Annotated in this window: 25 protein-coding genes; 21 read left to right on the top strand and 4 right to left on the bottom strand. The window is 43.2% G+C overall.

Translation table 11 applies throughout. The features are described from left to right. The first annotated feature begins 119 nt into the window (after nt 1-119). Genes BLV54_RS05300 through BLV54_RS05310 form a run of 3 tightly spaced genes read left to right on the top strand, consistent with a single transcriptional unit; the run spans nt 120 to nt 2,161 of the window. Nucleotides 120-590 carry a PTS sugar transporter subunit IIA gene (locus tag BLV54_RS05300; protein WP_090568815.1) on the top strand — a complete coding sequence of 157 codons (471 nt, stop codon included), beginning with the start codon at nt 120-122 and terminating at the stop codon, nt 588-590. Then, nucleotides 577-1,524, top strand: coding sequence for an HPr(Ser) kinase/phosphatase (gene hprK, locus BLV54_RS05305; RefSeq protein ID WP_090568818.1), 948 nt, complete (start codon nt 577-579; stop codon nt 1,522-1,524). The genes BLV54_RS05300 and hprK overlap by 14 nt, the downstream gene beginning before the upstream one ends. A gap of 22 nt (nt 1,525-1,546) precedes the next feature. Then, a complete protein-coding gene (locus BLV54_RS05310; RefSeq protein ID WP_090568822.1) occupies nt 1,547-2,161 on the top strand; it encodes a flavin prenyltransferase UbiX in 615 nt (204 codons plus the stop codon). A gap of 45 nt (nt 2,162-2,206) precedes the next feature. Here BLV54_RS05310 and BLV54_RS05315 read toward each other — a convergent pair whose 3' ends face one another. The 4 genes from BLV54_RS05315 to BLV54_RS05330 all read right to left on the bottom strand — a co-directional run bounded on the left by BLV54_RS05315 (nt 2,207) and on the right by BLV54_RS05330 (nt 7,895). Further along, nucleotides 2,207-2,833, bottom strand: coding sequence for a 5-formyltetrahydrofolate cyclo-ligase (locus tag BLV54_RS05315; RefSeq protein WP_090568826.1), 627 nt, complete (start codon nt 2,831-2,833; stop codon nt 2,207-2,209). An 11-nt stretch (nt 2,834-2,844) separates the two neighbouring features. Continuing rightward, nucleotides 2,845-3,912 (bottom strand): A/G-specific adenine glycosylase, encoded by a 1,068-nt coding sequence (mutY, locus tag BLV54_RS05320; protein WP_090568829.1) that lies wholly within the window; start codon nt 3,910-3,912, stop codon nt 2,845-2,847. Between the two features lie 73 nt (nt 3,913-3,985). Next, a complete protein-coding gene (locus tag BLV54_RS05325) occupies nt 3,986-7,318 on the bottom strand; it encodes a DUF748 domain-containing protein (RefSeq protein ID WP_090568832.1) in 3,333 nt (1,110 codons plus the stop codon). A 109-nt stretch (nt 7,319-7,427) separates the two neighbouring features. Next, nucleotides 7,428-7,895: an FKBP-type peptidyl-prolyl cis-trans isomerase gene (locus BLV54_RS05330; protein ID WP_090568835.1), complete on the bottom strand. Its 468-nt coding sequence runs from the start codon at nt 7,893-7,895 to the stop codon at nt 7,428-7,430. 199 nt (nt 7,896-8,094) lie between these two features. Between BLV54_RS05330 and BLV54_RS05335 the strand changes: the two genes are divergently transcribed. The 18 genes from BLV54_RS05335 to BLV54_RS05415 all read left to right on the top strand — a co-directional run bounded on the left by BLV54_RS05335 (nt 8,095) and on the right by BLV54_RS05415 (nt 23,309). Then, on the top strand, nt 8,095-8,547 hold the full coding sequence (locus BLV54_RS05335) for a YbaN family protein (protein WP_090568837.1): 453 nt from the start codon (nt 8,095-8,097) through the stop codon (nt 8,545-8,547). 267 nt (nt 8,548-8,814) lie between these two features. Further along, nucleotides 8,815-8,964, top strand: a complete 150-nt coding sequence (locus BLV54_RS15975) for a hypothetical protein (RefSeq protein ID WP_176969684.1) — start codon at nt 8,815-8,817, stop codon at nt 8,962-8,964. Nucleotides 8,965-9,203: 239 nt separating this feature from the next. Then, a complete protein-coding gene (locus BLV54_RS05340) occupies nt 9,204-9,512 on the top strand; it encodes a c-type cytochrome (protein ID WP_090568840.1) in 309 nt (102 codons plus the stop codon). Between the two features lie 164 nt (nt 9,513-9,676). Then, the gene (gene fnr / locus BLV54_RS05345) at nt 9,677-10,420 is read left to right on the top strand and encodes a fumarate/nitrate reduction transcriptional regulator Fnr (protein ID WP_090568843.1); all 744 of its coding nucleotides are present in this window, start codon (nt 9,677-9,679) and stop codon (nt 10,418-10,420) included. 256 nt (nt 10,421-10,676) lie between these two features. Further along, nucleotides 10,677-11,402: a 30S ribosomal protein S2 gene (gene rpsB, locus BLV54_RS05350; RefSeq protein WP_090568846.1), complete on the top strand. Its 726-nt coding sequence runs from the start codon at nt 10,677-10,679 to the stop codon at nt 11,400-11,402. A gap of 179 nt (nt 11,403-11,581) precedes the next feature. Beyond that, nucleotides 11,582-12,478 (top strand): translation elongation factor Ts, encoded by an 897-nt coding sequence (tsf, locus tag BLV54_RS05355; protein WP_090568849.1) that lies wholly within the window; start codon nt 11,582-11,584, stop codon nt 12,476-12,478. A gap of 23 nt (nt 12,479-12,501) precedes the next feature. Continuing rightward, nucleotides 12,502-13,215: a UMP kinase gene (gene pyrH, locus BLV54_RS05360; protein WP_090568852.1), complete on the top strand. Its 714-nt coding sequence runs from the start codon at nt 12,502-12,504 to the stop codon at nt 13,213-13,215. A 25-nt stretch (nt 13,216-13,240) separates the two neighbouring features. Beyond that, complete coding sequence (gene frr / locus BLV54_RS05365) at nt 13,241-13,798, top strand: ribosome recycling factor (RefSeq protein ID WP_090568855.1); 558 nt, start codon at nt 13,241-13,243, stop codon at nt 13,796-13,798. Nucleotides 13,799-13,802: 4 nt separating this feature from the next. Next, complete coding sequence (locus tag BLV54_RS05370) at nt 13,803-14,600, top strand: isoprenyl transferase (protein WP_090568858.1); 798 nt, start codon at nt 13,803-13,805, stop codon at nt 14,598-14,600. A gap of 38 nt (nt 14,601-14,638) precedes the next feature. Further along, entirely contained in the window at nt 14,639-15,460 is an 822-nt protein-coding gene (locus BLV54_RS05375) for a phosphatidate cytidylyltransferase (RefSeq protein ID WP_090568861.1), read from the top strand. A 4-nt stretch (nt 15,461-15,464) separates the two neighbouring features. Beyond that, complete coding sequence (gene ispC / locus BLV54_RS05380; RefSeq protein WP_090568864.1) at nt 15,465-16,652, top strand: 1-deoxy-D-xylulose-5-phosphate reductoisomerase; 1,188 nt, start codon at nt 15,465-15,467, stop codon at nt 16,650-16,652. Nucleotides 16,653-16,765: 113 nt separating this feature from the next. Beyond that, a complete protein-coding gene (gene rseP / locus BLV54_RS05385; RefSeq protein WP_090568867.1) occupies nt 16,766-18,133 on the top strand; it encodes an RIP metalloprotease RseP in 1,368 nt (455 codons plus the stop codon). 2 nt (nt 18,134-18,135) lie between these two features. Then, entirely contained in the window at nt 18,136-20,475 is a 2,340-nt protein-coding gene (gene bamA, locus BLV54_RS05390; protein ID WP_090568870.1) for an outer membrane protein assembly factor BamA, read from the top strand. Nucleotides 20,476-20,503: 28 nt separating this feature from the next. Next, nucleotides 20,504-21,049, top strand: a complete 546-nt coding sequence (locus tag BLV54_RS05395) for an OmpH/Skp family outer membrane protein (RefSeq protein WP_256329159.1) — start codon at nt 20,504-20,506, stop codon at nt 21,047-21,049. 101 nt (nt 21,050-21,150) lie between these two features. Beyond that, entirely contained in the window at nt 21,151-21,594 is a 444-nt protein-coding gene (gene fabZ / locus BLV54_RS05400) for a 3-hydroxyacyl-ACP dehydratase FabZ (protein ID WP_090568874.1), read from the top strand. 74 nt (nt 21,595-21,668) lie between these two features. Further along, nucleotides 21,669-22,256, top strand: coding sequence for a ribonuclease HII (gene rnhB, locus BLV54_RS05405; protein WP_090568876.1), 588 nt, complete (start codon nt 21,669-21,671; stop codon nt 22,254-22,256). 26 nt (nt 22,257-22,282) lie between these two features. Next, a complete protein-coding gene (locus tag BLV54_RS05410) occupies nt 22,283-22,735 on the top strand; it encodes a CopD family protein (RefSeq protein WP_090568879.1) in 453 nt (150 codons plus the stop codon). Between the two features lie 88 nt (nt 22,736-22,823). Next, nucleotides 22,824-23,309 carry an FKBP-type peptidyl-prolyl cis-trans isomerase gene (locus BLV54_RS05415; protein ID WP_090568882.1) on the top strand — a complete coding sequence of 162 codons (486 nt, stop codon included), beginning with the start codon at nt 22,824-22,826 and terminating at the stop codon, nt 23,307-23,309. Nucleotides 23,310-23,319 lie beyond the last annotated feature (10 nt).

The following is a 23,319-nucleotide window of genomic DNA, read 5'->3' on the forward strand; positions in this document are numbered from 1 at the left end:
AAGCTAATTTTTCTACCCAGTTATAAAATCCCGCCTAACTACAATTTCTACTCCGATGTAAAAGATAATTTCAGGTGGAATTCACTATTTGTGTTTATCGAGAGTAATTTCATTTTTTTATGAATCTTATTTCACAATTTTTACCTGAATCAAACGTGATCGTTGATCTGGATGTCGCTAGTAAAAAGCGTGTCTTTGAACAGGCCGGATTATTGTTTGAGAATACGATACACATTGCACGTAGTCAGGTCTTTGATAGCTTGTTCGCGCGGGAAAGGCTTGGCTCTACTGGCTTGGGTCAAGGTGTGGCGATTCCACATGGTAGAATCAAGGGACTTCGTGAAGCTGCTGTAGCTTTAGTCAGAATGAAAGAAGCCATACCCTTTGATGCACCAGACGGTTTGCCAGTCAATATTGCCTGTATCCTGTTAGTGCCTGAAAAGGCAACTGACAAACATCTGGAAATTTTAAGCGAGCTGGCTCAAATGCTTAGTAATAAAAATTTTCGTGAAAAATTGCTTCAGAGTAAGAATGCAAAGGAGATTCATCAACTCATTACTGGCTGGACACCTGATCATGTCTCAAATTAGCGTTAGTCAGCTATTTGAGGACAATAAGGCTAAATTATGCCTGACCTGGGATTGTGAGCAGGGTTATGGCGGCAAGCAGCTTGATAATGATGTTATTGCTAAATCTGCACAAGGACTGATTGGTCACCTTAATTTTATTCATCCTAACTGGATACAAGTGCTGAGTAGTTTTGCTGTTGATTATCTCAATCAACTTGATCCTTCTTCATTGCAGAGAAAATTCCAGCAATTAGCTCAAAGTGACCTAACGTGCATGATTGTGGCTGATGGTTCTTTAGTTTCTGATGCATTGAGATCATTCGCCGCGAGCACACAAACACCAATACTTTGTTCAACCTGTTCGAGTTTGGATGTAATTTGGGTATTGCGTTCCTTTCTGTCTAAAGTGTTGGCACCGAGTATCAGCAAACATGGTGTTTTGTTAGATGTTCTGGGAATGGGTGTGTTGATAACGGGCGATAGTGGAGTGGGTAAAAGCGAATTGGCATTAGAGCTGATCAGTCGCGGTCATGGACTGGTGGCAGATGATGTCGTCGAATTACGCCGTATAGGGCCAGAAACGCTGGAGGGTTCTTGTCCGCCAATATTACGAGATTATCTGGAAGTGCGTGGACTCGGCATGCTGAATATTCGGACTATTTTTGGAGAAACTGCAGTTCGTCGGCGCAAGAACATGAAATTGATCGTTCATTTGGAAAAATCCAGCGGTTCAGATATCAGTTCATTTGAACGACTTCCTCTAAGCAACCTTAATGAGAGTATTTTGAATGTAAACATACGCAAAGTGATTATTCCCGTTGCTGCCGGGCGAAATCTGGCGGTATTGGTCGAAGCTGCAGTCCGGAATTATATTTTGCAGTTGCGCGGAATTGATAGCACCCAGGAGTTTATCAAGCGGCATGAGCAGGAAATGACGGATAATGCCTCAGATTAATATTTGAGATTCTTTTCTTGAGATGAGTGTTGCGCAAACGATTACCCTTGCCTTTACAGGAGCATCCGGCATGCCTTATGGCATTCGTCTGCTAGAAATATTATTAGCTCAAGGCGTGCATGTTTATTTGCTGTATTCACAAGTGGCACAGATCGTTGCCCAGCAGGAGATGAAATTGACACTCCCTTCGCGCGCGCAAGAAGCGGAAGCATTTTTCAATGACTATTTCAATGCAGAAAAAGGATTGCTGAAGGTATTTGGGCGAGAGGAGTGGTTTGCACCCGTTGCCTCTGGTTCCAATCCAGCTGACGCAATGGTGATTTGCCCTTGTACGATGGGCACCTTGTCAGCTATTGCTTCAGGTTTGAATCAGAAGTTAATCGAACGTGCGGCAGATGTCATGCTCAAGGAGAAGCGTAAACTTATTTTGGTGCCGCGTGAAATGCCCTTTTCTACGATTCATCTCGAAAATATGCTAAGGTTGGCACGTTGTGGTGCCATTATCCTACCGGCTAATCCCGGGTTTTATCATCATCCCCAGAGCATACAGGATATCGTTGATTTTGTAGTAGCACGTATCCTTGATCATCTTGGTGTCGCGCATACGTTAATGCCACGCTGGGGTGAAGAAAGTTAGTGAATTGGTGCTGTTCTGGTAAAAAGGACTTCACCAGACCGGCCGCTATTTCAACGCATTCCTCATTGCGCACATTTCCTGGGAGATTGGCTGGAGTTTATGGTCAATCAGGCAATAGATTGTTTTTTCAGTGATAACATAATCCATCGCGATATCGTGTTCATGGGGATAAATGGTCGGCAGATGGAGCTGTTCAAATGCGGTGCCGATGGTTAGCGGCCGAGGGTGGATCGCAGACAGGGTCCGATCAAAAAATCCACTACCGTAACCTAATCGGTAACCTTGACTATCAAAGCCTATCATGGGAATAACTGCGGCGTTGACGATTACTTGTTCGGTATCATGGGGGATAGCGATGCCGTAAGCATCTTTTCTCATCGGGGCTTGCGGCCACCATTTGCGGAATCTTAATGGTTGATGCGGACCAATCACTTCGGGTAGCGCTAACGTCGCACTACACGTAGATAAATATGCCATTACTGGTGCTGGATCGTATTCGCCTAGGTAGGGTGAATAAAATCCTACACAGCGTTGTTGCAAGATGGGAAAACCTTGTATGAGCGAAGCAGTAATCGCTTCGCTCCAGATGGCACGCTTTGCATCTGGAATTTGTTTTCGGCACGTGATCAAACGTGCGCGTTGTTGTTTTCGCCACTCTCGCCAGTCATTCATAAGGTGATATTCTAATGGGCAGGAAGCTGTTGTTGGAAGTCAGTTTTTAATAAAATTTTTCTGACAGGCGCTGGAAGAGCTAATTGCAATGCGTTATCGATGGTTAGCCAAATTTCATTATCTGTTTTTTTATGAGATCGATTGATCACTTGTAGTAATTGGGTATGAATGCGCAGTTTAAAGTGAGTGAAGGTGTGATCAAGTGGAGGTAAGTCAGTGAGCGGTAATGCATCAATTTCCATAGACTGCGTGCGGTAAGTTTGATTGTTGTTATCGACCTGCCTTTCTGGTAAACACCATAAACCACCCCAGATGCCAGGGCTTGGTCGTTTCTCAAGCAAAATCTTGTCCTGATCGATCATTATCAAAAAAGTAGTTTCCTTGCTGGGTAATGGTTTTCTGGGCCTGGGAGTAGGCAAGCTGGCTACCCGATTTTCCGCGAAAGCAACACAGTTTGGTTGTAATGGGCAACTTAGACATTTGGGCTGATGACGGGTGCAAACGGTGGCGCCCAGATCCATCAGTGCCTGGGTATAAGCAGCCATTTGCTGTTTGACACCTGCTTGTGGAAGGAGCTCTTCTGCTTTCTGCCACAATAGCGCTTCTGTTTTTTTCTCGCCCGGATAACCGATGATGCCAAAGTAACGTGCAAATACCCGTTTGACATTCCCATCCAGTATCGCGCAGCGTTCACCATAAGCGAAGGCAGCGATGGCAGCAGCTGTAGAACGTCCTATCCCTGGAAGTTGCTGAATTTCTGCAGCATGTCGAGGAAACCTGCTTTGATAATGTTCTGCCATCAGGCAAGCCGCTTTATGTAAATTACGGCCACGCGAGTAATAACCGAGGCCGCTCCATAAAGCGAGCGCATCATCAACCGATGCTTTGGCAAGGTATTCGATATCTGGGAAAGCTTCCATAAAACGCTGGTAATAAGGAATTACCGTCATCACTTGTGTTTGTTGCAACATGATTTCTGCCACCCAAATGGCGTAGGGATCATTCGTTCCCTGCCATGGAAGGTCGTGCCTGCCATGCTGTATCTGCCAAAGAATTAGTGTGTTAGCGAAGGTGGACATAATTTCAAAAGAAAAAAGATATGATGTGCTGTTTCTGGTTGAACATACTGACAGTAGAAACAGTTAGGGGTCGTTACTTAATGGAAAATTCTACTCGATTGTTCTGTTTCTGATCATCGTTCGTAGACTCTACCTTTGTTCCCAGCACAAATACGCGTTCGCTTGGAATACCTCCTTGCTCAATCAGCCAATAGAGGATGGTGCTCGCTCTTTGTTCTGCAAGTTCATGCAGTTCATCATCGCTGATCGTTGTGTTAGCGAGGATCAGTTGTTCCATTTCTCCTACTGGTAAGCTTTTGGTCAATCCGATAATATTTTTGGGTTTCTTAAAATCAGTTTCCTTGTAAACGCGAGTGAGATACTGAGTGTATTCTTTTTCATTCAGCTCGATTTCCTCCAGCGAGCCAATAGTCTGCCCTTCTTTTACACTTGCTGAAAGCTTTTGCGCTTTGATTCTTCGATCGAGTAATGCTCGTTTGAGCTCTTCCTGGTCGTTGATTGGATCTGCAAAGCCGGTTATTTCAAGCTTGAGCGCAGGACGATCCAGCAAGGCGGTTGAGAGTGTCTGGAGGCGTTTTTCTGCTTCGGATTGAAGTGTGGCATACCCTGATGGGAAATTGATTTCTGATAACTCTTCTCCATCATTGAACAAAGAACCCAGTAGAGTAAATGGGGCAGTGACAGCTTTGGTAATCAAATTTACAAATGCTGTCCAGATAATGCCTGTCAAACTGAACTCGGGATCGTTGATTGATCCCTTGAGTGGCAGGCGAATGTCTATTTCGCCATGTCTATTCTTGAGAAGCGATATGGCAAGATGGAGCGGCAGTGACACAGCCTCGGGGCTATCTGTTTTGTCACCGAGAACAAGTTGATCCAAAAAGATTTTGTTTTTCGCTTTCAATTCACCTTTTTCAATATGATAATTGACATCAAGCGAGAGTTTACCTTTCTCAATGACATAACCAATGTATCTGCCAGAATAAGGGCTAAACGTTGGCAAATCGATCCCCGTTACGGTTGACACGATATCGAGAGAGAGCTGTCCACTGAATGGGTCAATCATGCCTGAGATATGCAGCGGTGCAGATCGATCAAGCAAGCCCTGAATATCTATTTTTCCGGATTTACCTGGATGAAGTGGCCCAATTTGCCCTTTGAGTCTAGTCAAATTAGCGCGGTAATTAGGTTTAATGAATTGATCCGTAAAATTGATATCACCGTTTCGTAAAACGATTTTATCGATATAAACGGGTAAGGGTACATTGTCGGCAGGCACAACAGGAACTGTCTGACTGACTGATCCTGTCGAAATGGAGGCAGGAATGGGAGTGGGATCTTCTTGACGGGCAAGACTGTGAAGATTAAGTTGCTTATTTGGTAATAAGGTTACACGCGCATAAAAATCAGTGAGATCAACAGATGCAATGTCCACTCGCAGTGGTTCGCTAATAAACTGAATGCCCGTCAGATCGATATTTTTCCAGCGAAGCAGCCTGGATGCCTTGTTTTTATCAAGTATATTGAAGTTAGTCAGCTGTCCTTTACCGTTCAGGGCTATTTTGAGTGGTTCTCCACTTGCCTTGATATCCCCCTGGAAAGAGAAATCGCCCTGACTAAGAAGCGTATTGAATCGGTCACTTGCCCAACCCTGCAAAGGTACAAGATCAACATCTTTGAAATCAAAGGCAAGATTAGTTGTCAGAGGAGCCCATGCAAGAGTACCTCTGGTATCAATGCTGCCACGATGATTAATTGTTGCTTGCAACACCAGATCCAGTGGTTTGATGCCGCTCAGGTCAATGTTATTAATAACCAAATTCAATGAATCAATATTCATTGGCACTATTTTTGCCAGGGTATGATCTTCGAAACGTACCGATGCAGCGTTCAGTTTTACTTGACTGATTTGGGTTGTCCAAGCTTTGCTGGTTTCTGTGTTCGTAAGGGTGGTAGCCGATTCTGTCATCACCTTGCCTTGATCGATGTTAGTTTCTGCAATGCCAGTTTTTGTTGGATAAGCAGGCTTGTGATTAGGAATGGGAACAGTCGTTTTTGTTGAAAGCGCAACAACTTTTTCTGATTCACTGGATGCATCGGTTCTATTGGCAGGTTTTTTATCCGGAATAGGAATGACGAATTCGGAAGTTTGGATTGATCGGGGCGCTGATGACAATGTAGCTTCGGGAGCAGTATTTTCGGACGGTGATACGAATATAAATAGTTGAGCTAGGTCAAGTTGACCATCAGCTTGCCGGCGTATCAATGTCTTTGCCTCATTCAGTATAACCGCACCTAGCTCAATATGCCGTTGCGCACGATCAATCTTGATTGTATCGATATTCAGTTTCGGCAGTTGCATCACAGGTTCCGTTTCACCGTGACGCGTGAGTTTTGCGTCTACCAGCGATATCGTTGTTTGCACGGGTTGAGGCTCGGTCAACACTGTTTCCCGCAATGTCACATCGAGCCGTTTCAACGCTACCTGATACGGTGCTTGAACCGCTTCGTTGTCAATAGTCAATTCCTTGAGTGCAGCGCGACCGGATAGGCTAATGGTGGGTGCTTTGTCCACTACTTGCGTAAAGGCTAATGATAAATCGCTGTCAAGGTTTCCAGAAAGCAGGCGGAAACCGACCGGAATGGGTGAATATTCATCGATATCAGTCAGATCAATATCATTAAACTTAAGCGAGAGCGTTGCTTCACGCTTGTTAGTAAACGGACGCAACTTGCCTTCGAGTGCAAATGGAGCGCCATTGATCCTGGCACTGAGATGTGGTTCAACCAGATTGGTTTGTGCGCTTTTAAAGTTAGTGATAAATGGGATGCCCAGTTTGATTTCGTCAATATTCTGCTGGCTTTTTTTGAGCCGATCCTCGAACACTACGGCTCCTCCATAAATGCTGATGTTGCTGATGGAAAAGTGCGATTTGCCTTGTGCATCATCTGCTGAGTTGCCGGGCTGTGGTTTGAATTGCTCGATCAGATCGGAAATATTGAAACGATGCTTGTCCTCACGGACGAGGTGTAGTCTGGGCGCTGTTAAAGTCACCGTGCTAATAACGGGTGCAAGGTGCCTGATCGATTCGATGTTCAAATCAACATACAAACGATCGAAAGTAAACAGAATGTTGCCAATACTGGTTTTTTCTGCTACCTGGAAGCCCAGTACGGTAAATTCTAGCGTATAGGGCTGAATGTCGATGGATTGAATGGTAACTGACCGATTCAGCTTCTCGGACAAGATTGTTTCAATCTTGGCTTTTGCATAACTGGGCAACCAATAATAGCCAAGCAATCCAAACAGAGTGATGCCCAGTATGACAGCGCCGAAGCTGATAACGAGGCGCTTGCGCGTCACGAAGCGACGTGCTGCTACTGGAGAGGTTGAAAAATTTTCCATGCAATCGTACTCCCAAACACGAACCTGCAGGAAGCGGGTAACGCAAGTTAAAGCGCTGTTACTGGGTGCAGGTGATTACCTTGCCTGCGTTACCTGGCTGGATTGACTGTTATTGCAAGCCAATCAATTCAACATCGAAAATCAGTGCCGCATTCGGTGGAATCACATTGCCAGCGCCATGCGCGCCATAAGCCAAATTGGGTGGGATGATCAATGTGCGCTGTCCGCCAACTTTCATCCCTAGTACCCCTTGATCCCAGCCTTTGATGACACGTCCTGAACCGAGCAAGAATGCAAAGGGCTCCTTTCGGTCGTGTGAACTATCGAATTTTTTTCCTTTTTTATCAGGAGTCGCAGCATCATAAAGCCACCCTGTGTAGTGAACGCGCACCGTTTTACCTACCACAGCTTCATCTCCCGCACCTGCTTTGACATCGATTTTTTGCAATTCAGTGACTTCGGACGTGGCGGTATGCGGCTCTGAGGCGTGTTCTTTGTAGGCAACAGCGCTCAGCGGCAACAGTATTAAACTTAACAGAAAAAAGCTCAAACTCAATGAAATTTTTGTTCTAAACATGAAGACCTCAAAAGAAAAATCAAAAAATGTATTGCCTTTTATCAAACAGCAACGAGTATTATACTTGCTATGACTTATCCGTGATTGCGATCCATGCAGTTTCGTATATGAGGGTGTACAATAATTTATTTCAGTTCATATTGTGCCTTATTAATGGCATTCTGTTTTTGAAATTTTGTAATCCAATTTATTCATACAAATGCAATTAAACGAACAAGCAAATCAGAACAGAGATGGGGCGCATATCCTGCGCCTGCATCATTCTCTTTTTATGCGTTGGCTTTATTTTGGGGTCGGTATCCTAGCATTACTGATGGGTATATTGGGTATTTTCTTGCCTGTCCTTCCAACTACACCGTTTATCTTGCTGGCAGCGGCGTGTTTTGCACGCAGCTCAGAGCGTTTTCACGATTTTTTACTCAATAATCGAATTACAGGTCCCCTCATTTACGAGTGGTGGAAGTATCGGAGCATATCACGGCAGACCAAACGTTGGGTGTATCTTATAATGGCTTTGTCATTTGGTAGTTCTATCCTGATCGTGTCATCATATTGGCTTAAATTGATGCTAATTTTACTAGCGATCATATTAACAGTTCTAGTTTGGCGTATACCAGTCAGAGGTATCAATATTCATTCCAAAATAAATTGAGACAAGGATGATTTGCTAATGCTAATCCGAATGAAGTGATTTCTTTTACTTCATTACCCAAAAAGAAAGTGGCCTTCTAATGAATTTGCTACTTATTGTTTTCATGCCATTCATTTGCGCATGTAGGGGAATAGTCTGAAATGAAAGTTATTTATCATTGCGCACTATAAGGCTTGTTTTTGTCTGCCAGCTTTTTATTCGCTGGCTTCATATCGATTCTTTACAAAGAATGGTGTTCGTCTTCATTCTATTGCTGTTTTACTCAGCGTGGCAGATTTCCTGGTAGGAAAAACTGTGCTGACGGGTGAGCGAGATCTGTTCTCTATTGATGGAGTGAGTCTGATCGTTGCCCTGATCATGATAACTGTAGCTATCGGCGCTGTTCTGCTTCATCAGCAACGCTTTATCTTGGTTTGAAATCGCTCGCAAAATTACCAGAGCAACAAGTTAGCCCATAGCATAATAAGCAGGAAGCTAAGCATGATCAGGACAGTTGAGGTACTATTTGATACCTCAATCATTTTTGAGATTTAGATAGTTTGATTTTTAGGCATGAAGAATTGAATTGTCGAAGTTGGTAAGCGTTGTTGGGTGCTTACTATGATAAATAGTATAATAAAATATTTAATTATCTAAGAGATTAATAGGAGAGAAGAATGAAGAAAAGACTATCTTTATTGTTATTAGGTTGTACGCTAATCGTATTGAGTGGCTGTTCGAGGGATAAATATATGCCAGTGGCAGGTGCAACGCCTGAGACTATTTTTAAGGAAGCTTGTGCGAAATGCCATTCTCCTGTAAATGGCAAAGTAATGGCACTGAGTCCTGAAACGGCAAATGTGGATGCAATTATTGACAGAGTGAGAAATGGAAAAGGTTTTGGCATGCCAGCTTTCCCTAATCTTATGGGTGATTCCGTAGAAGATCTGGCGAAGTATGTACTGGAAAATAGCGCAACTAAGTAAATTGCTGCCAGTTGTTATTTTTCTGTGACAGAGATTCCTGCTCACATTATGAGCTATTCCCATGCCGCATAAGGATTTCTGAATGGTTTGCTTGTGCGGCATTTTTTGATTGATTAAAGCAGTAATTGAGGTTGACTCGATTCGTATTTAACCAGGAATTTGTCTTGTCTGATCACGCAAGAGCCAGAAATTACATTGTATCCCCAGTTGAATCGAAATGTACTACTTGTAGTTTGCGAGAGTTGTGTTTGCCAGTGGGCCTTGATGAAGATGAAACAGAGCTCCTGGGTGACTTGATTAATCACAAGTACAGGATTCGACGTGGAGAGCACTTGTTTCATGCTGGATTAGCTTTCAAGTCACTTTATGCTGTCCGCAATGGTTTTTTTAAATCTTGCGTACTTGACTCGGATGGTCGTCAGCAGGTTACTGGGTTTTATATGACGGGAGAGTTATTGGGGCTAGATGCAATCAGCTCGGAAAAACACACTTGTGATACCGTTGCTTTAGAAGATAGCGAAGTTTGTGAAGTTCCCTTTCCAAAACTTGAAGAGATTAGCCGTAGTATTCCCTTGCTTATGCATCATTTTCATAAAATCATGAGTCGTGAAATCGTTCAAGATCACACCATAATGATGTTGATGGGTGGTAGAAAAGCTGAAGAACGGTTGGCTGCTTTTTTACTTAATCTGTCAGAACGTTTTGCCAAGCGTGGATATTCACCCACAAATTTTGTTCTTAGAATGACGCGAGAAGAGATCGGCAGCTATCTGGGGCTCAAGCTTGAAACGGTTAGCCGTTCATTGTCCAGATTGCAAGAAGAAGGAATTATTACGATTAATAACAAGCATGTCAGATTAAACGATATTCATCGCTTGGGTCGCAAAATTTGTGGTTTCCCAGATTGATGGTGTGGTTTTGTAATTCCTTGTAATTCAGAATTTATTTTTCCCGCAAGCAATGTTTTTGGTTAAACAGCTTTTCTTGAGAGTAGGCTGGAGCGTGTTATAATCGCCTCCGTGACAAGGCTCTCAAAAATATAGAGTGAAGTCTGATTGCAATCAATATAGTTAATGTTAATAAATACACACACTCGTCATTGTAGGGTGCTTAGTAAGCAGAATAGCTGGAGACGAGTGGCGGTTTAACCCTAAAGGAAATTTTATGTCAGTAAATATGCGTCAAATGTTAGAGGCTGGTGTGCATTTTGGACATCAGACCCGCTTCTGGAACCCCAAAATGTCTCCGTATATTTTTGGGCAGAGAAATAAGATTCACATTATCAATCTTGAAAAAACCTTGGTAATGTTTGAGGATGCGATGAAATATTTGCGCAGACTTTCTGCAAACGGTGGCACTATCTTGTTTGTTGGAACAAAACGCCAGGCACGCGATATCATTCGTGAGGAAGCAACACGTTGTGGTTCTCCCTATGTCAATCAGCGGTGGTTAGGTGGGATGTTGACCAATTTTAAAACAATCAAACAATCGATCAAGCGTCTCCAAGATATGGAGGCAATGGTGCAGAATAGTTTGCTTGAAAAGCTAGTCAAAAAAGAGGCGCTCGATTTTCAGCGTGAACTCGATAAACTCAATAACAGCTTAGGTGGCATCAAGGAGATGAAAGGGCTGCCTGATGCAATGTTTGTTATTGATGTTGGATATCAGAAAGGTACAATCACTGAGGCAACCAAATTGGGTATTCCTGTTGTGGGTGTTGTCGATACTAATCATAGCCCAACTGGCGTCCAGTATGTTATTCCAGGTAATGATGATTCAGGCCAAGCTATACGTCTTTATGCGCGCGCAGCAGCTGATGCTATTTTGGAAGGGCGCAATCAATCTATCCAGGAAATTATCGAAATGAGTAATTCTAGCGCTGAAAGTTGATTGAATTTAGCTGGAAATGTAGAAAGATAGTGATTGGAGCAGAAACAGAATTTGAAACAGATGTTCATTTTCGATTCTGTTATAAAATAAAAAAAGTGATAAATAAATAAAATCATTATCTTCCTCTTTTATTTTGTCTTTATTAATCAATAATTAAGTTTTTAGTACTTGGAGTAAATATGGCGGAAATTACCGCGAGTATGGTAAAAGAATTACGTGAGCGAACAGGCTTGGGTATGATGGAGTGTAAAAAAGCCTTGGCAGAAACGAGCGGTGATATGAAAGCAGCGGAAGATCTGTTGCGAATCAAAAGTGGTGCCAAGGCAAGTAAGGCCTCTGGACGTATCGCTGCTGAAGGTGTTATTGGGGCTTTTATTTCGGCAGATAGAAAAAATGGCGCATTAGTGGAAATTAACTGTGAGACTGATTTTGTCGCAAAAAATGACGATTTCGTCAATTTTGCAAAAAGTTTAGCGCAGTTGATTGCAACAAAAAATGTGACTGAGATAGGAGCGCTTTCTACTATGACGCTCCCTAATGGAGAAACTGTTGAGGCATCCCGCCAGGCTTTAGTGATGAAGCTTGGAGAAAATATCAGTATTAGACGAAATGTTTGTTACACGGCAAAGGGCAATCTTGCGATTTACCTGCACGGATCAAAAATTGGTGTAATGATCGATTACACCGGCGGAGATGAAGCGCTAGGTAAAGATTTGGCAATGCATATTGCAGCAAGTAAGCCGCTATGTGTTTCTGGCGATCAAATATCACCAGACTTGCTGGAACATGAACGTCAGATTTTTACAGCACAGGCTGCAGAGAGTGGAAAGCCGGCCAATATTATCGAGAAAATGGTGGAAGGACGGATAGCGAAATATTTAGCTGAGGTAACCTTGCTAGGTCAGCCTTTTGTTAAGGATTCGGAGCAAACAGTCGAGAAATTGCTTGCTAGTAAATCTGCCACGGCTAATGGCTTTACTCTTTTCGTGGTTGGCGAGGGAATAGAGAAGAGGTCTGACGATTTTGCTGCTGAAGTTATGGCGCAAGTTAGCCAATCAAAAGAGAATAAAGCATAGTAGCAATTCCTTCCTTTCAGCTTATGTCATCTGCTTATAAACGTATTCTGCTGAAACTTTCTGGTGAAGCCCTGATGGGCGATGATAAGTATGGGATTAATCGCGATGTGGTAGAGCATATCGTGACTGAAATTGCAGGAGCATGCCAGCTTGGTGTTGAAATAGCAATAGTTGTAGGAGGTGGGAATATCTTTCGTGGCATGAAATCTGCCGGTGACGGGATGGATCGGGTGACTGCGGATTATATGGGCATGTTGGCTACCGTAATGAATGCTCTGGCCTTGCAGGATGCGATGCGAAGGAAAAGTTTAATATCACGAGTGCAATCTGCGTTACGAATTGATCAGGTGGTGGAACCCTATATACGCAATAAAGCAATAAGGTATTTAGAAGAGGGAAAAGTAGTGATATTTGCTGCGGGTACGGGTAATCCTTTTTTTACCACCGATACTGCTGCTGCTTTGCGTGGCATGGAGGTAAATGCTGATATTGTACTTAAAGCAACTAAGGTAGATGGTATTTATTCCAGTGATCCGAAAATAAATTCCAATGCGACGCGCTATCATCATTTATCCTTTGATGAGGCGATTACTAAAAACCTGCAAGTCATGGACGCTACAGCCCTGACACTCTGTCGCGACCAGAAACTACCAATTAATGTTTTTAGTATCTTTAAATCTGGTGCGCTTATGCGAATACTTATGGGGGAAGATGAAGGAACTTCGGTGAGTAATTAATGATTAAAATTAGGACGATTAATTTATGATCGCTGATGTAAAAAAATCTGCTGAGCAAAAAATGCAGAAGAGTCTGGAAGCACTTAAAACTGATTTTGGTAAGGTTCGGAGCGGTCGTGCTCATACTGGTCTATTAGACCATATTATGGTTGATTACTATGGAACCCCGACACCTATTAATCAAGTCGCTAACATTAGTTTACCGGATGCGCGTACCATTGGCGTGATGCCTTGGGATAAAAAAATGCTAAGTGCTATTGAAAAAGCCATTCGTGAATCTGAGTTAGGGTTGAATCCTATGACGGTGGGTGAAATGATACGTGTACCCATGCCACTGCTGACTGAAGAGCGGCGTCGTGAACTTACCAAGGTTGTAAAGAATGAGGCTGAAGCTGCTCGAGTAGCAATGCGTAATATTCGTCGAGATGCAAATGCTCAAATGAAAGAATTACTCAAAGAAAAACAAATCTCTGAGGATGATGACCGGCGAGGTCAGGAAGAGATCCAGAAGCTCACTGATCGCTATATCGCTGAAGTGGATAAATTATTACAAGCCAAAGAAGCCGAATTGATGGCTGTGTAAGTATATGCCACAGAGCCTGAGCTCAACTCACGAAATTCCAGAAAAAAGTATAATTCCCAGACATATCGCCATCATTATGGATGGTAATGGACGCTGGGCAAAAAAGCGCTTTTTACCGAGAGTTACTGGGCACAGACAAGGCGTAGAAGCTGTAAGGGGTATCATTAAAGCGTGTATTGAACAGGGGGTGGAGTTTCTCACGCTCTTCGCTTTTAGTAGTGAGAACTGGCGCAGGCCTGAGGAAGAGGTCACATTCCTGATGCAACTTTTTGTTAATACACTTGAGCATGAAGTGGCCAAACTGAATGAAAATGGCATCCGCTTCAAGGTCATAGGTGATCTATCCAAATTTGATGCTAGAACTGTAGCGTTCATTCGTCAGGGCGAAGAATTAACTGCCAATAATACTCGCTTGATATTTACGGTTGCAGCAAATTATGGGGGGCGTTGGGATATCATGCAGGCTGTCCAGAAAATGATGATCCATTCACCAAATTTAATGGGAAATTTTGAAGAAGCGGATCTTGCCAAGTATTTTGCGATGAATTATGCACCTGACCCAGATTTATTTATTCGGACTGGTGGGGAATGTCGTATCAGTAATTTTTTGCTGTGGCAATTAGCCTACGCGGAATTATATTTTACTGATACACTTTGGCCAGACTTTGATGCGCATGCGCTTGATCTGGCGATAAAATCTTATCAACAACGAGAGCGTCGGTTCGGTCGAATCAGTGAGCAGTTGCAAAATATGCCTGTTGAAAAAGGAATGACCAAAATTGCTGCCAAGAAAAAATTCTAGTTTTTTTATTTTCTATTGCAGCGGGATGTAACCCGCTTATGCTTAAAACGCGAATCCTTACGGCTATTATTCTGATAGCTTTTTTTATACCAGCTTTATTTTATTTGCCAGCGATATTTTGGACAATGTTGCTTCTAGGGCTGACTATTGTTGCATCCAGAGAATGGTGCAGATTAGCCAGATTTACAACCAATCAAACCATACTCTATTTAATTTTGACTACATTGTTAGGAGGGGAGTTGCTGCTAATGATGAGTGAAGCGGTTGCAAGCAATCCGAACAATACTAGCATGATATGGATCTATGTGATGTCCTGTATATTCTGGGGGGGTATTGTGCCAATTTTATTAAGGAGGTCATGCCCGGTTAAAAGTACAAGCTTATTAATGTTAATGGGCTGGCTAATACTCTTACCAACTTGCCTAGCTTTATATCAATTGCGAGCTATCGATCCCTGGTTACTGCTTGGATCCATGGGGGTGATCTGGGTATCAGACAGTGCCGCCTATTTTGTTGGTCGCTCGTTTGGTAAACATAAACTCGCCCCAGACATTAGTCCAGGTAAAACTTGGGAAGGTGTAGCTGGAGCCTTGGTAGTTGTTTTTTGTTATGCGTTGGTATGGGGGCAATTTATAGGAAAAGGGGACAATATCTTGGTAATCGGATTAATTTTATTATCCTTGGTGTTAGCTGGATTGGGGATTATAGGTGATTTATTCGAGTCGATGATGAAGCGGCAGGCTGGTGTTAAAGACAGCGGCAATATTTTGCCTGGTCACGGTGGTATACTCGATCGAATTGACGCGCTCACTTCAACTTTGCCAATCGCCGTATTGGTATTTCTCATTTTTATTCATTAGACCTATGACAGTAATTCGTCACCTGACCATACTTGGATCTACGGGAAGTATTGGTGAAAATACGTTGGATGTAGTGGCGCGTCATTCTGACCGATTCCGCGTTGTTGCGCTCACTGCTAATGAAAATGTAAACAAAATTTTTGCGCAATGTCAGCGTTTTCACCCCCGCTATGCAGTCATGCTAGATGCAATCAGCGCTGAACAATTGGATAAAAAATTAAGAGCTGCAAGTATTGATACGCAGGTATTGGCAGGAATTGAATCGCTGGAAAGGGTAGCTTCCTTACCTGAAGTAGATACTGTCATGGCAGCAATTGTTGGTGCTGCGGGCATCCGTCCGACGATAGCTGCAGCACACTCGGGTAAGAATGTTTTATTGGCTAATAAAGAAACGCTTGTGATGGCAGGTCGTATATTTATGGACATAGTAAAACAGTGCCGCGCCATCCTGTTGCCGATTGATAGTGAGCATAATGCCATCTACCAGTCATTGCCGAGACATTTTAATGGAGACCTCACTTCATCAGGTGTTCGCCGTATCTTGCTAACGGCATCAGGAGGACCCTTTCGACGGTTAGCCTTGTCAGATCTAGATCATGTCACACCGGAGCAAGCCTGTGCACATCCTAACTGGGTCATGGGAAGGAAGATTTCGGTGGATTCTGCTACGATGATGAATAAAGGCCTGGAAGTAATTGAGGCACATTGGTTATTCGATGCTGCGTCAGACAAAATTCAGGTTGTTATTCATCCAGAAAGCGTCATTCATTCCATGGTCGAGTATATTGACGGTTCAGTTCTGGCACAACTGGGTAATCCTGATATGCGCACTCCAATTGCACATGCACTAAGCTATCCTGAGCGAATGGAAAGCGGTGTAAAGTCATTGGATATATTTGAAATCGCACAATTAAATTTTGAAGCACCCAATTTTGCACGTTTCCCTTGTTTGAGACTTGCCTATGACGCATTGTCTGCAGGTGGCAACATGCCAGCAGTGCTCAATGCTGCCAACGAAGTTGCCGTCGAGTCTTTTCTTGCTGGTCAAATGGCATTTACTGCGATTCCAGTCATGATCGAGCAGGCTTTGCAGACGATCAGTCGAACAGAGATTGCTACATTGGATGATGTGCTGGCAGCCGATTCGATGGCACGAGAAGTTGCACGAGAATGGTTGGCATACCAAACTTAGGGTTAGAGTGATTTTTTGTCAGAAAATAAAAACGATGAGTAATTGACGAGGTATAGTACGCTTTTCCCTCCTGAGTATTTAGAAACTTATTGTTGTCATCATATTTAATTGATATGTCACTACTTTTTACGATTTTCGCTTTTGTTGTTGCGCTTGGTGTATTAATTACTTTTCATGAGTTTGGTCACTATCTGGTTGCACGCTGGAGCGGTGTCAAGGTTTTGCGTTTCTCAATTGGTTTTGGCCAGCCATTATTTAAAAAGCGCTTAGGTAAAGATCAAACCGAGTGGGTAATTGCAGCGCTTCCCTTGGGGGGATATGTCAAAATGCTGGATGAGCATGAGGGAGAGGTTTTACCCCAAGAGTTACCGCGTGCATTTAACCGCCAATCTGTCGCAAAGCGTTTTGCAATTGTGGCTGCAGGACCGATCGCTAATTTTCTGTTAGCAATTCTCCTCTATTGGTTTCTTTTTATGTCAGGAGTGAGTGGACTGAAACCTCTACTGGGTCCGGTAAAGCCATCGACACCTGCCGCCTTTTCAGCTTTTAAGGAAGGAGAAACCATTGTAAAGATTGGAAATGAACCTGTTGCGACTTGGCAGGATGTTCGTTGGATATTATTAACCCATGCAATCGACCATGATCCTGAGGTAACGGTGGAAACAGCTAATGATCGCGGAGAAATTTTCTGGCGGAAATTAGATTTAAGTAGCGTGGATACTGGTGATGTGGATGCAAATTTCCTGGAAAAAATCGGTTTGGTAAATTATCAGCCGATCATGGCACCTATTATCGGTCAGGTGATTACAGGTGGAGCTGGTTATCGTGCCGGATTGCATGTCGGAGATGAGGTTCTTGCAGTAGACAATAAAGATATGTCGAATTGGGAAGAATTCGTTAAAGAGATCCGCGCCAAGCCAGGACAGTCGCTTACTTTGGAAATCTTGCGAGATGGCAAGACGATGGATATTCCTATAACACCGGATAAGACGGTCGATGGTAATGCAGAGATCGGAAAAATTGGAGTTGCACCTAAGATTGATCAGGAAGCAATAGCCAAGCTGCTGGTTAATGTAAGTTATCCTGCTGGAACAGCATTACTGAAAGCGCTCGACAAAACCTGGGAAGTGACCTTCTTTACCCTGCGAATGCTGGGAAAAATGGTGCTGGGTGAAGTTTCGTGGAAGAATATGAGCGGCCCTATCACAATCGCAGATTATGCTGGGCAATCAGCAAAAATGGGGATGATTGCTTATCTTGGATTCCTTGCTTTGATCAGCGTGAGCCTTGGGGTATTGAATCTATTACCTATTCCTGTATTGGATGGGGGACACCTAATGTATTATGTGATCGAAATTTTCAAGGGTACTCCGTTGTCTGAAAAAGCCATGGCTATAGGTCAACAGATTGGTATGGCGGTGTTGTTTACCCTCATGGTTTTTGCTATTTACAATGATATTTATCGGCTTATTTCTGGTTAAGCATGAAATTCAAGTGTCTCGCCATACTTTATTGCTTGTTCTATTCACTTGTTTGTGAAGCAATTGAACCATTCGTTGTAAAGGATATTCGTGTTGACGGGATACAGCGTACTGAAGCGGGAACAGTTTTTAGTTATTTACCTATAAAAGTAGGTGATGTTCTTGACGAAACTAAAGCCGCTGCCGCAATAAAAACACTTTATGCGACTGGCTTTTTTCAGGATATAAAATTAAAAGCGCAAGATGGATTATTGATTGTGCAAATCCAGGAGCGTCCAGCTATTGCCCAGATCAATATCAACGGTGCCAAGGAATTTGAAAAAGACAAGCTGAAAGAAGGCTTAAAACAGGCAGGATTGTCTGAATCACGTATCTTTAGTCGCGCCTTGTTGGAGAAAGCCGAGCAAGAGTTAAAACGCCAATACATCAGTCGTGGTAAATACGCTGTTAAGATTACTACGACAACGACTCCATTGGAGCGTAATCGTGTAGGGATTAACTTTGATATTGAAGAAGGTAAAACGACCAGAATCCGTCAGATCAATATTGTAGGTAATGAAGTTTTTAGTGATAGTGATTTGGTAGGCCTGCTTGTGCTGAGAACACCAGGGCTTTTGACCTGGTTCACCAAAGATGATCAATATTCGAAACAAAAATTATCTGCCGATCTGGAAACGTTGCGATCCTACTATCTCGACCGTGGTTATCTTGAGTTTAATATCGACTCTACCCAGGTTTCCATCACGCCTGATTTGAAGGATATCTACATTACCATTAATATCACGGAAGGGCCGCAATACACGGTTTCAGATATCAAGCTTGCTGGAAATCTCTTGATACCGGAAGAAGAATTACGCAAACTGATTAAACTCGAACCGGGGGGTGTTTTCAATCGGGAAAAATTAACAGAATCCATCAAACTCATTACTGACCGATTGGGTGATGAGGGTTACGCATTCGCCAATGTCAACGCCTCACCAGAGTTAGATAAGGAAAGCAGGAAAACTGCCTTTACTTTCTATGTCGATCCAGGACGCCGGGTTTATGTCAGACGTATCAATATCAGTGGCAATGACCGTACCCGAGACGAAGTCATTCGCAGGGAGTTTCGTCAGATGGAGGGAGCGTGGCATTCAACCAGTAAAATCAACCTCTCCAGGCAACGCGTTGACCGAACAGATTTTTTTCAGAGCGTTAATGTAGAAACTCCCCCAGTGCCGGATGCGCCTGATCAGGTTGATATCAATGTCAGTGTGACCGAGAAGCCGACGGGTGCAATCATGTTCGGGGCAGGTTACTCGGATTTGGAAGGTATTATTTTAAATGGCTCTGTTTCTCAGAATAATATTTTCGGCACTGGGAATTTTCTAAGCGTCTCGGTTAATACCGGGAGTGTCAACAAGGTATTCTCAGCTTCTTTTAACAATCCTTATTGGACGATTAATGGAATTAGTCTAGGGTTCGACGTTTTCAGACGAGACATTAATACAAGATCCTTACCCAGTGTGGGAATTTTCAGTACAGATACCTCCGGGGCAACGTTACGTTTTGGTATCCCGATTGCAGAAAACGATATTGTTTCGTTTGGTTTAGGTGCTGAACGTACGGGAATTGATCTCAAAGCCGATAGCCCCCAGCGTTATAAAGATTTTGTACAAGGTAACGCAGAAAAAGGAATAAAGGGGCATGGCGATAACACAACTAGTCTTCCCATCACGCTTAGTTGGGCTCGTGACCGCCGTGATAGCGCGATATGGACGACTTCGGGAACGACACATCGATTATTCGGGGAATATAGTATGCCCTTTGCCGAGCTGAAGTATTACAAGGTGAGCTATGAACAAAAATGGTTTTTTCCTGTTTCGAGCCTATTTACCATTATGCTCAATGGGGAGGTTGGTGTAGGGGATGGTTATTCGGGTGAATCGTTACCGTTCTTTAAAAATTTCTTTGCGGGCGGCTTTAATTCGGTTCGTGGTTACAATATCAATTCACTGGGTCCTCGTGATCCTATTTTGGACGCGAATGGTAATCCCATACCTGGTAGACGGGGAACGGTAGTAGGGGGGAGTAAGCGTATTGTCGGTAAAGTAGAAGTATTGTTCCCCGCCCCTTTTATGAAAGATCAAAAGACTGTACGGCTTGCTGCTTTTCTGGATGGCGGTAATGTTTTTTCAAATTGGTCCGATTTGGACTTTAATTTTTTACGCTATTCTACCGGGCTGGCTGTGACATGGATTTCCCCGATGGGTCCATTGAGATTTAGTATCGCACAACCATTAAATGCCCATAAAGGCGATGATATACAAAGATTCCAGTTCCAGCTGGGGCAAACATTCTAGCTCCAGATTGGTTTATCAGGAGAGGCAATTGAACGGAAAACCTTTAAGGCTGCAGTGGTTGATCAGCCTAATTATGCTGGTTTTTCTCTTAGGCAGCTTTTCCGCTATCTTTGCGAGAGAGATCAAGATTGGTGTGGTGAATACCGAGAAAATCTTGCGAGAATCAGCACAAGCTGTCGTAGCGCAAAAAAAAATAGAAAAAGAATTTCTGGTTTATGATGAGCGCATCAAGAAAATGGCTGCTGAGATCAAAGAATTGCAGGAATATTTAGAGAAGAATGATAAAAGCATCACAATAGAAGAGAGACGAAATAAGGAACGTGAGCTGGCGAACATCAGCCGCCAATATCAACGTGCCCAGCAACAGATGCGGGAAGATTTAACTATGCGTCAAAACGAAGAATATAGTTTTATTTTGGAACGCGTCAATAAAGTCATTAAAAACATAGCAGAAAATGAACGCTATGATCTGATCTTGCAGTTACAGGATTCAATCTATCGCAGCCAGCGAATCGATATCACGAATCAGGTTATCAAGGCACTTGCCGAGCAGGAGCAAGTAACCGGAAAATAGGCTACACCTATTTCTTCCATTAATACGCATCCTAGGGCGGCATTAAGCGGCCTATTATACAAATAACTCTTTACCATCCAGGCTAAAAAAGGGAGATAAGAATGAATGCCATGGACATTTATGAAATTTTAAAGTATTTGCCTCATCGCTATCCTTTCATCCTGGTTGATCGAGTAGTATCTTATGAACCAGGCGAACGGATCATCGCACTGAAAAATGTGTCGATCAATGAACCTTATTTTATTGGACATTTTCCGCATCATCCTGTTATGCCAGGTGTTTTAATCGTTGAAGCTTTGGCGCAGGCAGCTGCATTATTGACTCTTAAAACAGAGAACGCTGCGAAAAATGATGAACAGGTTTATTATTTTGTGGGGATTGATGGGGTACGTTTTAAGAAACCAGTCATGGCTGGCGACCAACTTGTGTTGAAAGTCGAGATTACTAGGCAGATAAAAGGTGTCTGGAAATATTCAGCACGGGCAGAGGTAGATGATCAGCTTGTGACTGAGGCAGAATTAATGTGTACAGCAAGAAATATATAGAAGCTGCTTCACTTGTTTGCAGGTTTTTTATTTCTTTGTTGTTCTGCACTGATAGATAGCTTGTTGATAAGCCAATGCATGAAACTGATTGGGTTGGTGGAGTAGATGAAGCTGGCAGGGGGCCGCTTGCTGGGCCGGTTTATGCTGCATGTGTCATTTTGGGTCCAGATTGCAATATTGAAGGATTGGCTGATTCTAAAAAATTGAGTGAGAGAAAACGTACTTACCTTGCCGGTCTTATCAAGCGTCGTGCGAAAGCATGGGCGATTGCTTCTGCTTCTGTTGCCGAAATCGATCGTCTGAATATTCTGCAAGCCAGTTTGCTCGCCATGCAACGAGCTGTTGAAAAATTATCGCTGATTCCCACCATCGTTTTGGTCGATGGAAATCAATCGCCACGACTGAATTGCCCTACCAGGGCGATCATTAAAGGTGATAGTCTAGTTGCTGAAATTTCGGCGGCCTCGATATTGGCTAAGACAGCGCGTGATGCTGAAATGCTGCGATTACACAAACATTTTCCGGTTTATGGCCTAAATCAGCATAAGGGGTATCCTACAAAAGCTCACATGGAAGCATTACAGCACCATGGCATATCCAAAATCCATCGCCGCAGCTTTGCTCCTGTGCGTGCGTTGATGGTGGGGCCTGTCAATTTCTGATTACTCTTTTCTAGAAAAGGACTCGCATGAGAATACCGTTATTTTTGCATTTGCTGGGTGTGGTCATTTGGGTGGGGGGGATGTTTTTTGCTTATATGGCTTTGCGTCCGACTGCTGCGCAGCTGCTTGAGCCTTCTATGCGATTGAAGCTTTGGCAAGGCGTCTTTAGCCGGTTTTTTCCATGGGTTTTTTTATCGGTAGGACTCATTCTGGCTAGTGGCCTTTATATGGTAATGCAAATGGGAGGATTTATGGCCGTAGGCCTGTATATTCATCTCATGTTTGTGCTAGGCCTACTGATGATGCTGATTTTTATTTATGTATTTTTCTCGGCATTCAAGAAACTCAACTATCATATTGCCAGAGATGAATGGCCATCTGCAGGGATAGCATTAGGGCAAATTCGCCTATTAATTGGAATTAATCTTATACTGGGGATTGTAACCATTACCGTTGCAGTCCTAGGTGGATCAACTTAGTTTGACCAATCGTGGGAGTGTACTAAAAACTTTTTTGTGCTTGTGTACTCTATTATCAATGAGAATCAATAATATAGGTGAGAAAAAGATGCATATAGAAAAGGATACCGTGGTATCGCTGCAATATTATAAATTGTCTAATTTAGACGGTGAAATTGTGGAAGAATCCACTACACCGATAAGTTATCTGCACGGTGGTTACGGGGGAATGTTCCCGATTGTAGAGGAGGCACTACAAGGAAAGGAAACGGGCTATCATCTCTCCTTGGCACTGGAGCCGGAAGAAACTTTTGGAGAATATGACAGTGAATTGATTCGCATAGAACCTCGCAATGCTTTTCCAGATACTGTTAAGGTAGGAATGCAGTTCGAAGGAGGGGAAGAGAATTCCGATGATGTGATGATTTATACGGTTACCGATGTCACCGACGATATCGTTGTCGTCGATGGTAATCATCCGCTCGCTGGAATGGCTTTGCAATTTGAGTGTATCGTAATGGATGTGCGCGCTGCTACTCCTGATGAACTTTCGCATGGTCATGTACATGGGCCGCATGGTCACCATGAGCACTGATAAAACCTAA

Origin of the sequence: Nitrosomonas sp. Nm33, from assembly GCF_900107265.1 — a bacterium.
Lineage (GTDB): Bacteria > Pseudomonadota > Gammaproteobacteria > Burkholderiales > Nitrosomonadaceae > Nitrosomonas.

Bases quoted from the DNA above. Each gene is read 5' to 3' on its own strand.
- mutY (WP_090568829.1), bottom strand. From the start codon at position 3,912: ATGTCCACCTTCGCTAACACACTAATTCTTTGGCAGATACAGCATGGC.
- BLV54_RS05315 (WP_090568826.1), bottom strand. From the start codon at position 2,833: ATGAATGACTGGCGAGAGTGGCGAAAACAACAACGCGCACGTTTGATC.
- rpsB (WP_090568846.1), top strand. From the start codon at position 10,677: ATGTCAGTAAATATGCGTCAAATGTTAGAGGCTGGTGTGCATTTTGGA.
- frr (WP_090568855.1), top strand. From the start codon at position 13,241: ATGATCGCTGATGTAAAAAAATCTGCTGAGCAAAAAATGCAGAAGAGT.
- BLV54_RS05330 (WP_090568835.1), bottom strand. From the start codon at position 7,895: ATGTTTAGAACAAAAATTTCATTGAGTTTGAGCTTTTTTCTGTTAAGT.
- BLV54_RS05375 (WP_090568861.1), top strand. From the start codon at position 14,639: ATGCTTAAAACGCGAATCCTTACGGCTATTATTCTGATAGCTTTTTTT.
- BLV54_RS05340 (WP_090568840.1), top strand. From the start codon at position 9,204: ATGAAGAAAAGACTATCTTTATTGTTATTAGGTTGTACGCTAATCGTA.
- ispC (WP_090568864.1), top strand. From the start codon at position 15,465: ATGACAGTAATTCGTCACCTGACCATACTTGGATCTACGGGAAGTATT.
- BLV54_RS05325 (WP_090568832.1), bottom strand. From the start codon at position 7,318: ATGGAAAATTTTTCAACCTCTCCAGTAGCAGCACGTCGCTTCGTGACG.
- BLV54_RS05335 (WP_090568837.1), top strand. From the start codon at position 8,095: ATGCAATTAAACGAACAAGCAAATCAGAACAGAGATGGGGCGCATATC.
- BLV54_RS05415 (WP_090568882.1), top strand. From the start codon at position 22,824: ATGCATATAGAAAAGGATACCGTGGTATCGCTGCAATATTATAAATTG.
- bamA (WP_090568870.1), top strand. From the start codon at position 18,136: ATGAAATTCAAGTGTCTCGCCATACTTTATTGCTTGTTCTATTCACTT.
- BLV54_RS05370 (WP_090568858.1), top strand. From the start codon at position 13,803: ATGCCACAGAGCCTGAGCTCAACTCACGAAATTCCAGAAAAAAGTATA.
- BLV54_RS05410 (WP_090568879.1), top strand. From the start codon at position 22,283: ATGAGAATACCGTTATTTTTGCATTTGCTGGGTGTGGTCATTTGGGTG.
- hprK (WP_090568818.1), top strand. From the start codon at position 577: ATGTCTCAAATTAGCGTTAGTCAGCTATTTGAGGACAATAAGGCTAAA.
- rnhB (WP_090568876.1), top strand. From the start codon at position 21,669: ATGCATGAAACTGATTGGGTTGGTGGAGTAGATGAAGCTGGCAGGGGG.
- pyrH (WP_090568852.1), top strand. From the start codon at position 12,502: ATGTCATCTGCTTATAAACGTATTCTGCTGAAACTTTCTGGTGAAGCC.
- BLV54_RS05310 (WP_090568822.1), top strand. From the start codon at position 1,547: ATGAGTGTTGCGCAAACGATTACCCTTGCCTTTACAGGAGCATCCGGC.
- rseP (WP_090568867.1), top strand. From the start codon at position 16,766: ATGTCACTACTTTTTACGATTTTCGCTTTTGTTGTTGCGCTTGGTGTA.
- fabZ (WP_090568874.1), top strand. From the start codon at position 21,151: ATGAATGCCATGGACATTTATGAAATTTTAAAGTATTTGCCTCATCGC.
- BLV54_RS05300 (WP_090568815.1), top strand. From the start codon at position 120: ATGAATCTTATTTCACAATTTTTACCTGAATCAAACGTGATCGTTGAT.
- tsf (WP_090568849.1), top strand. From the start codon at position 11,582: ATGGCGGAAATTACCGCGAGTATGGTAAAAGAATTACGTGAGCGAACA.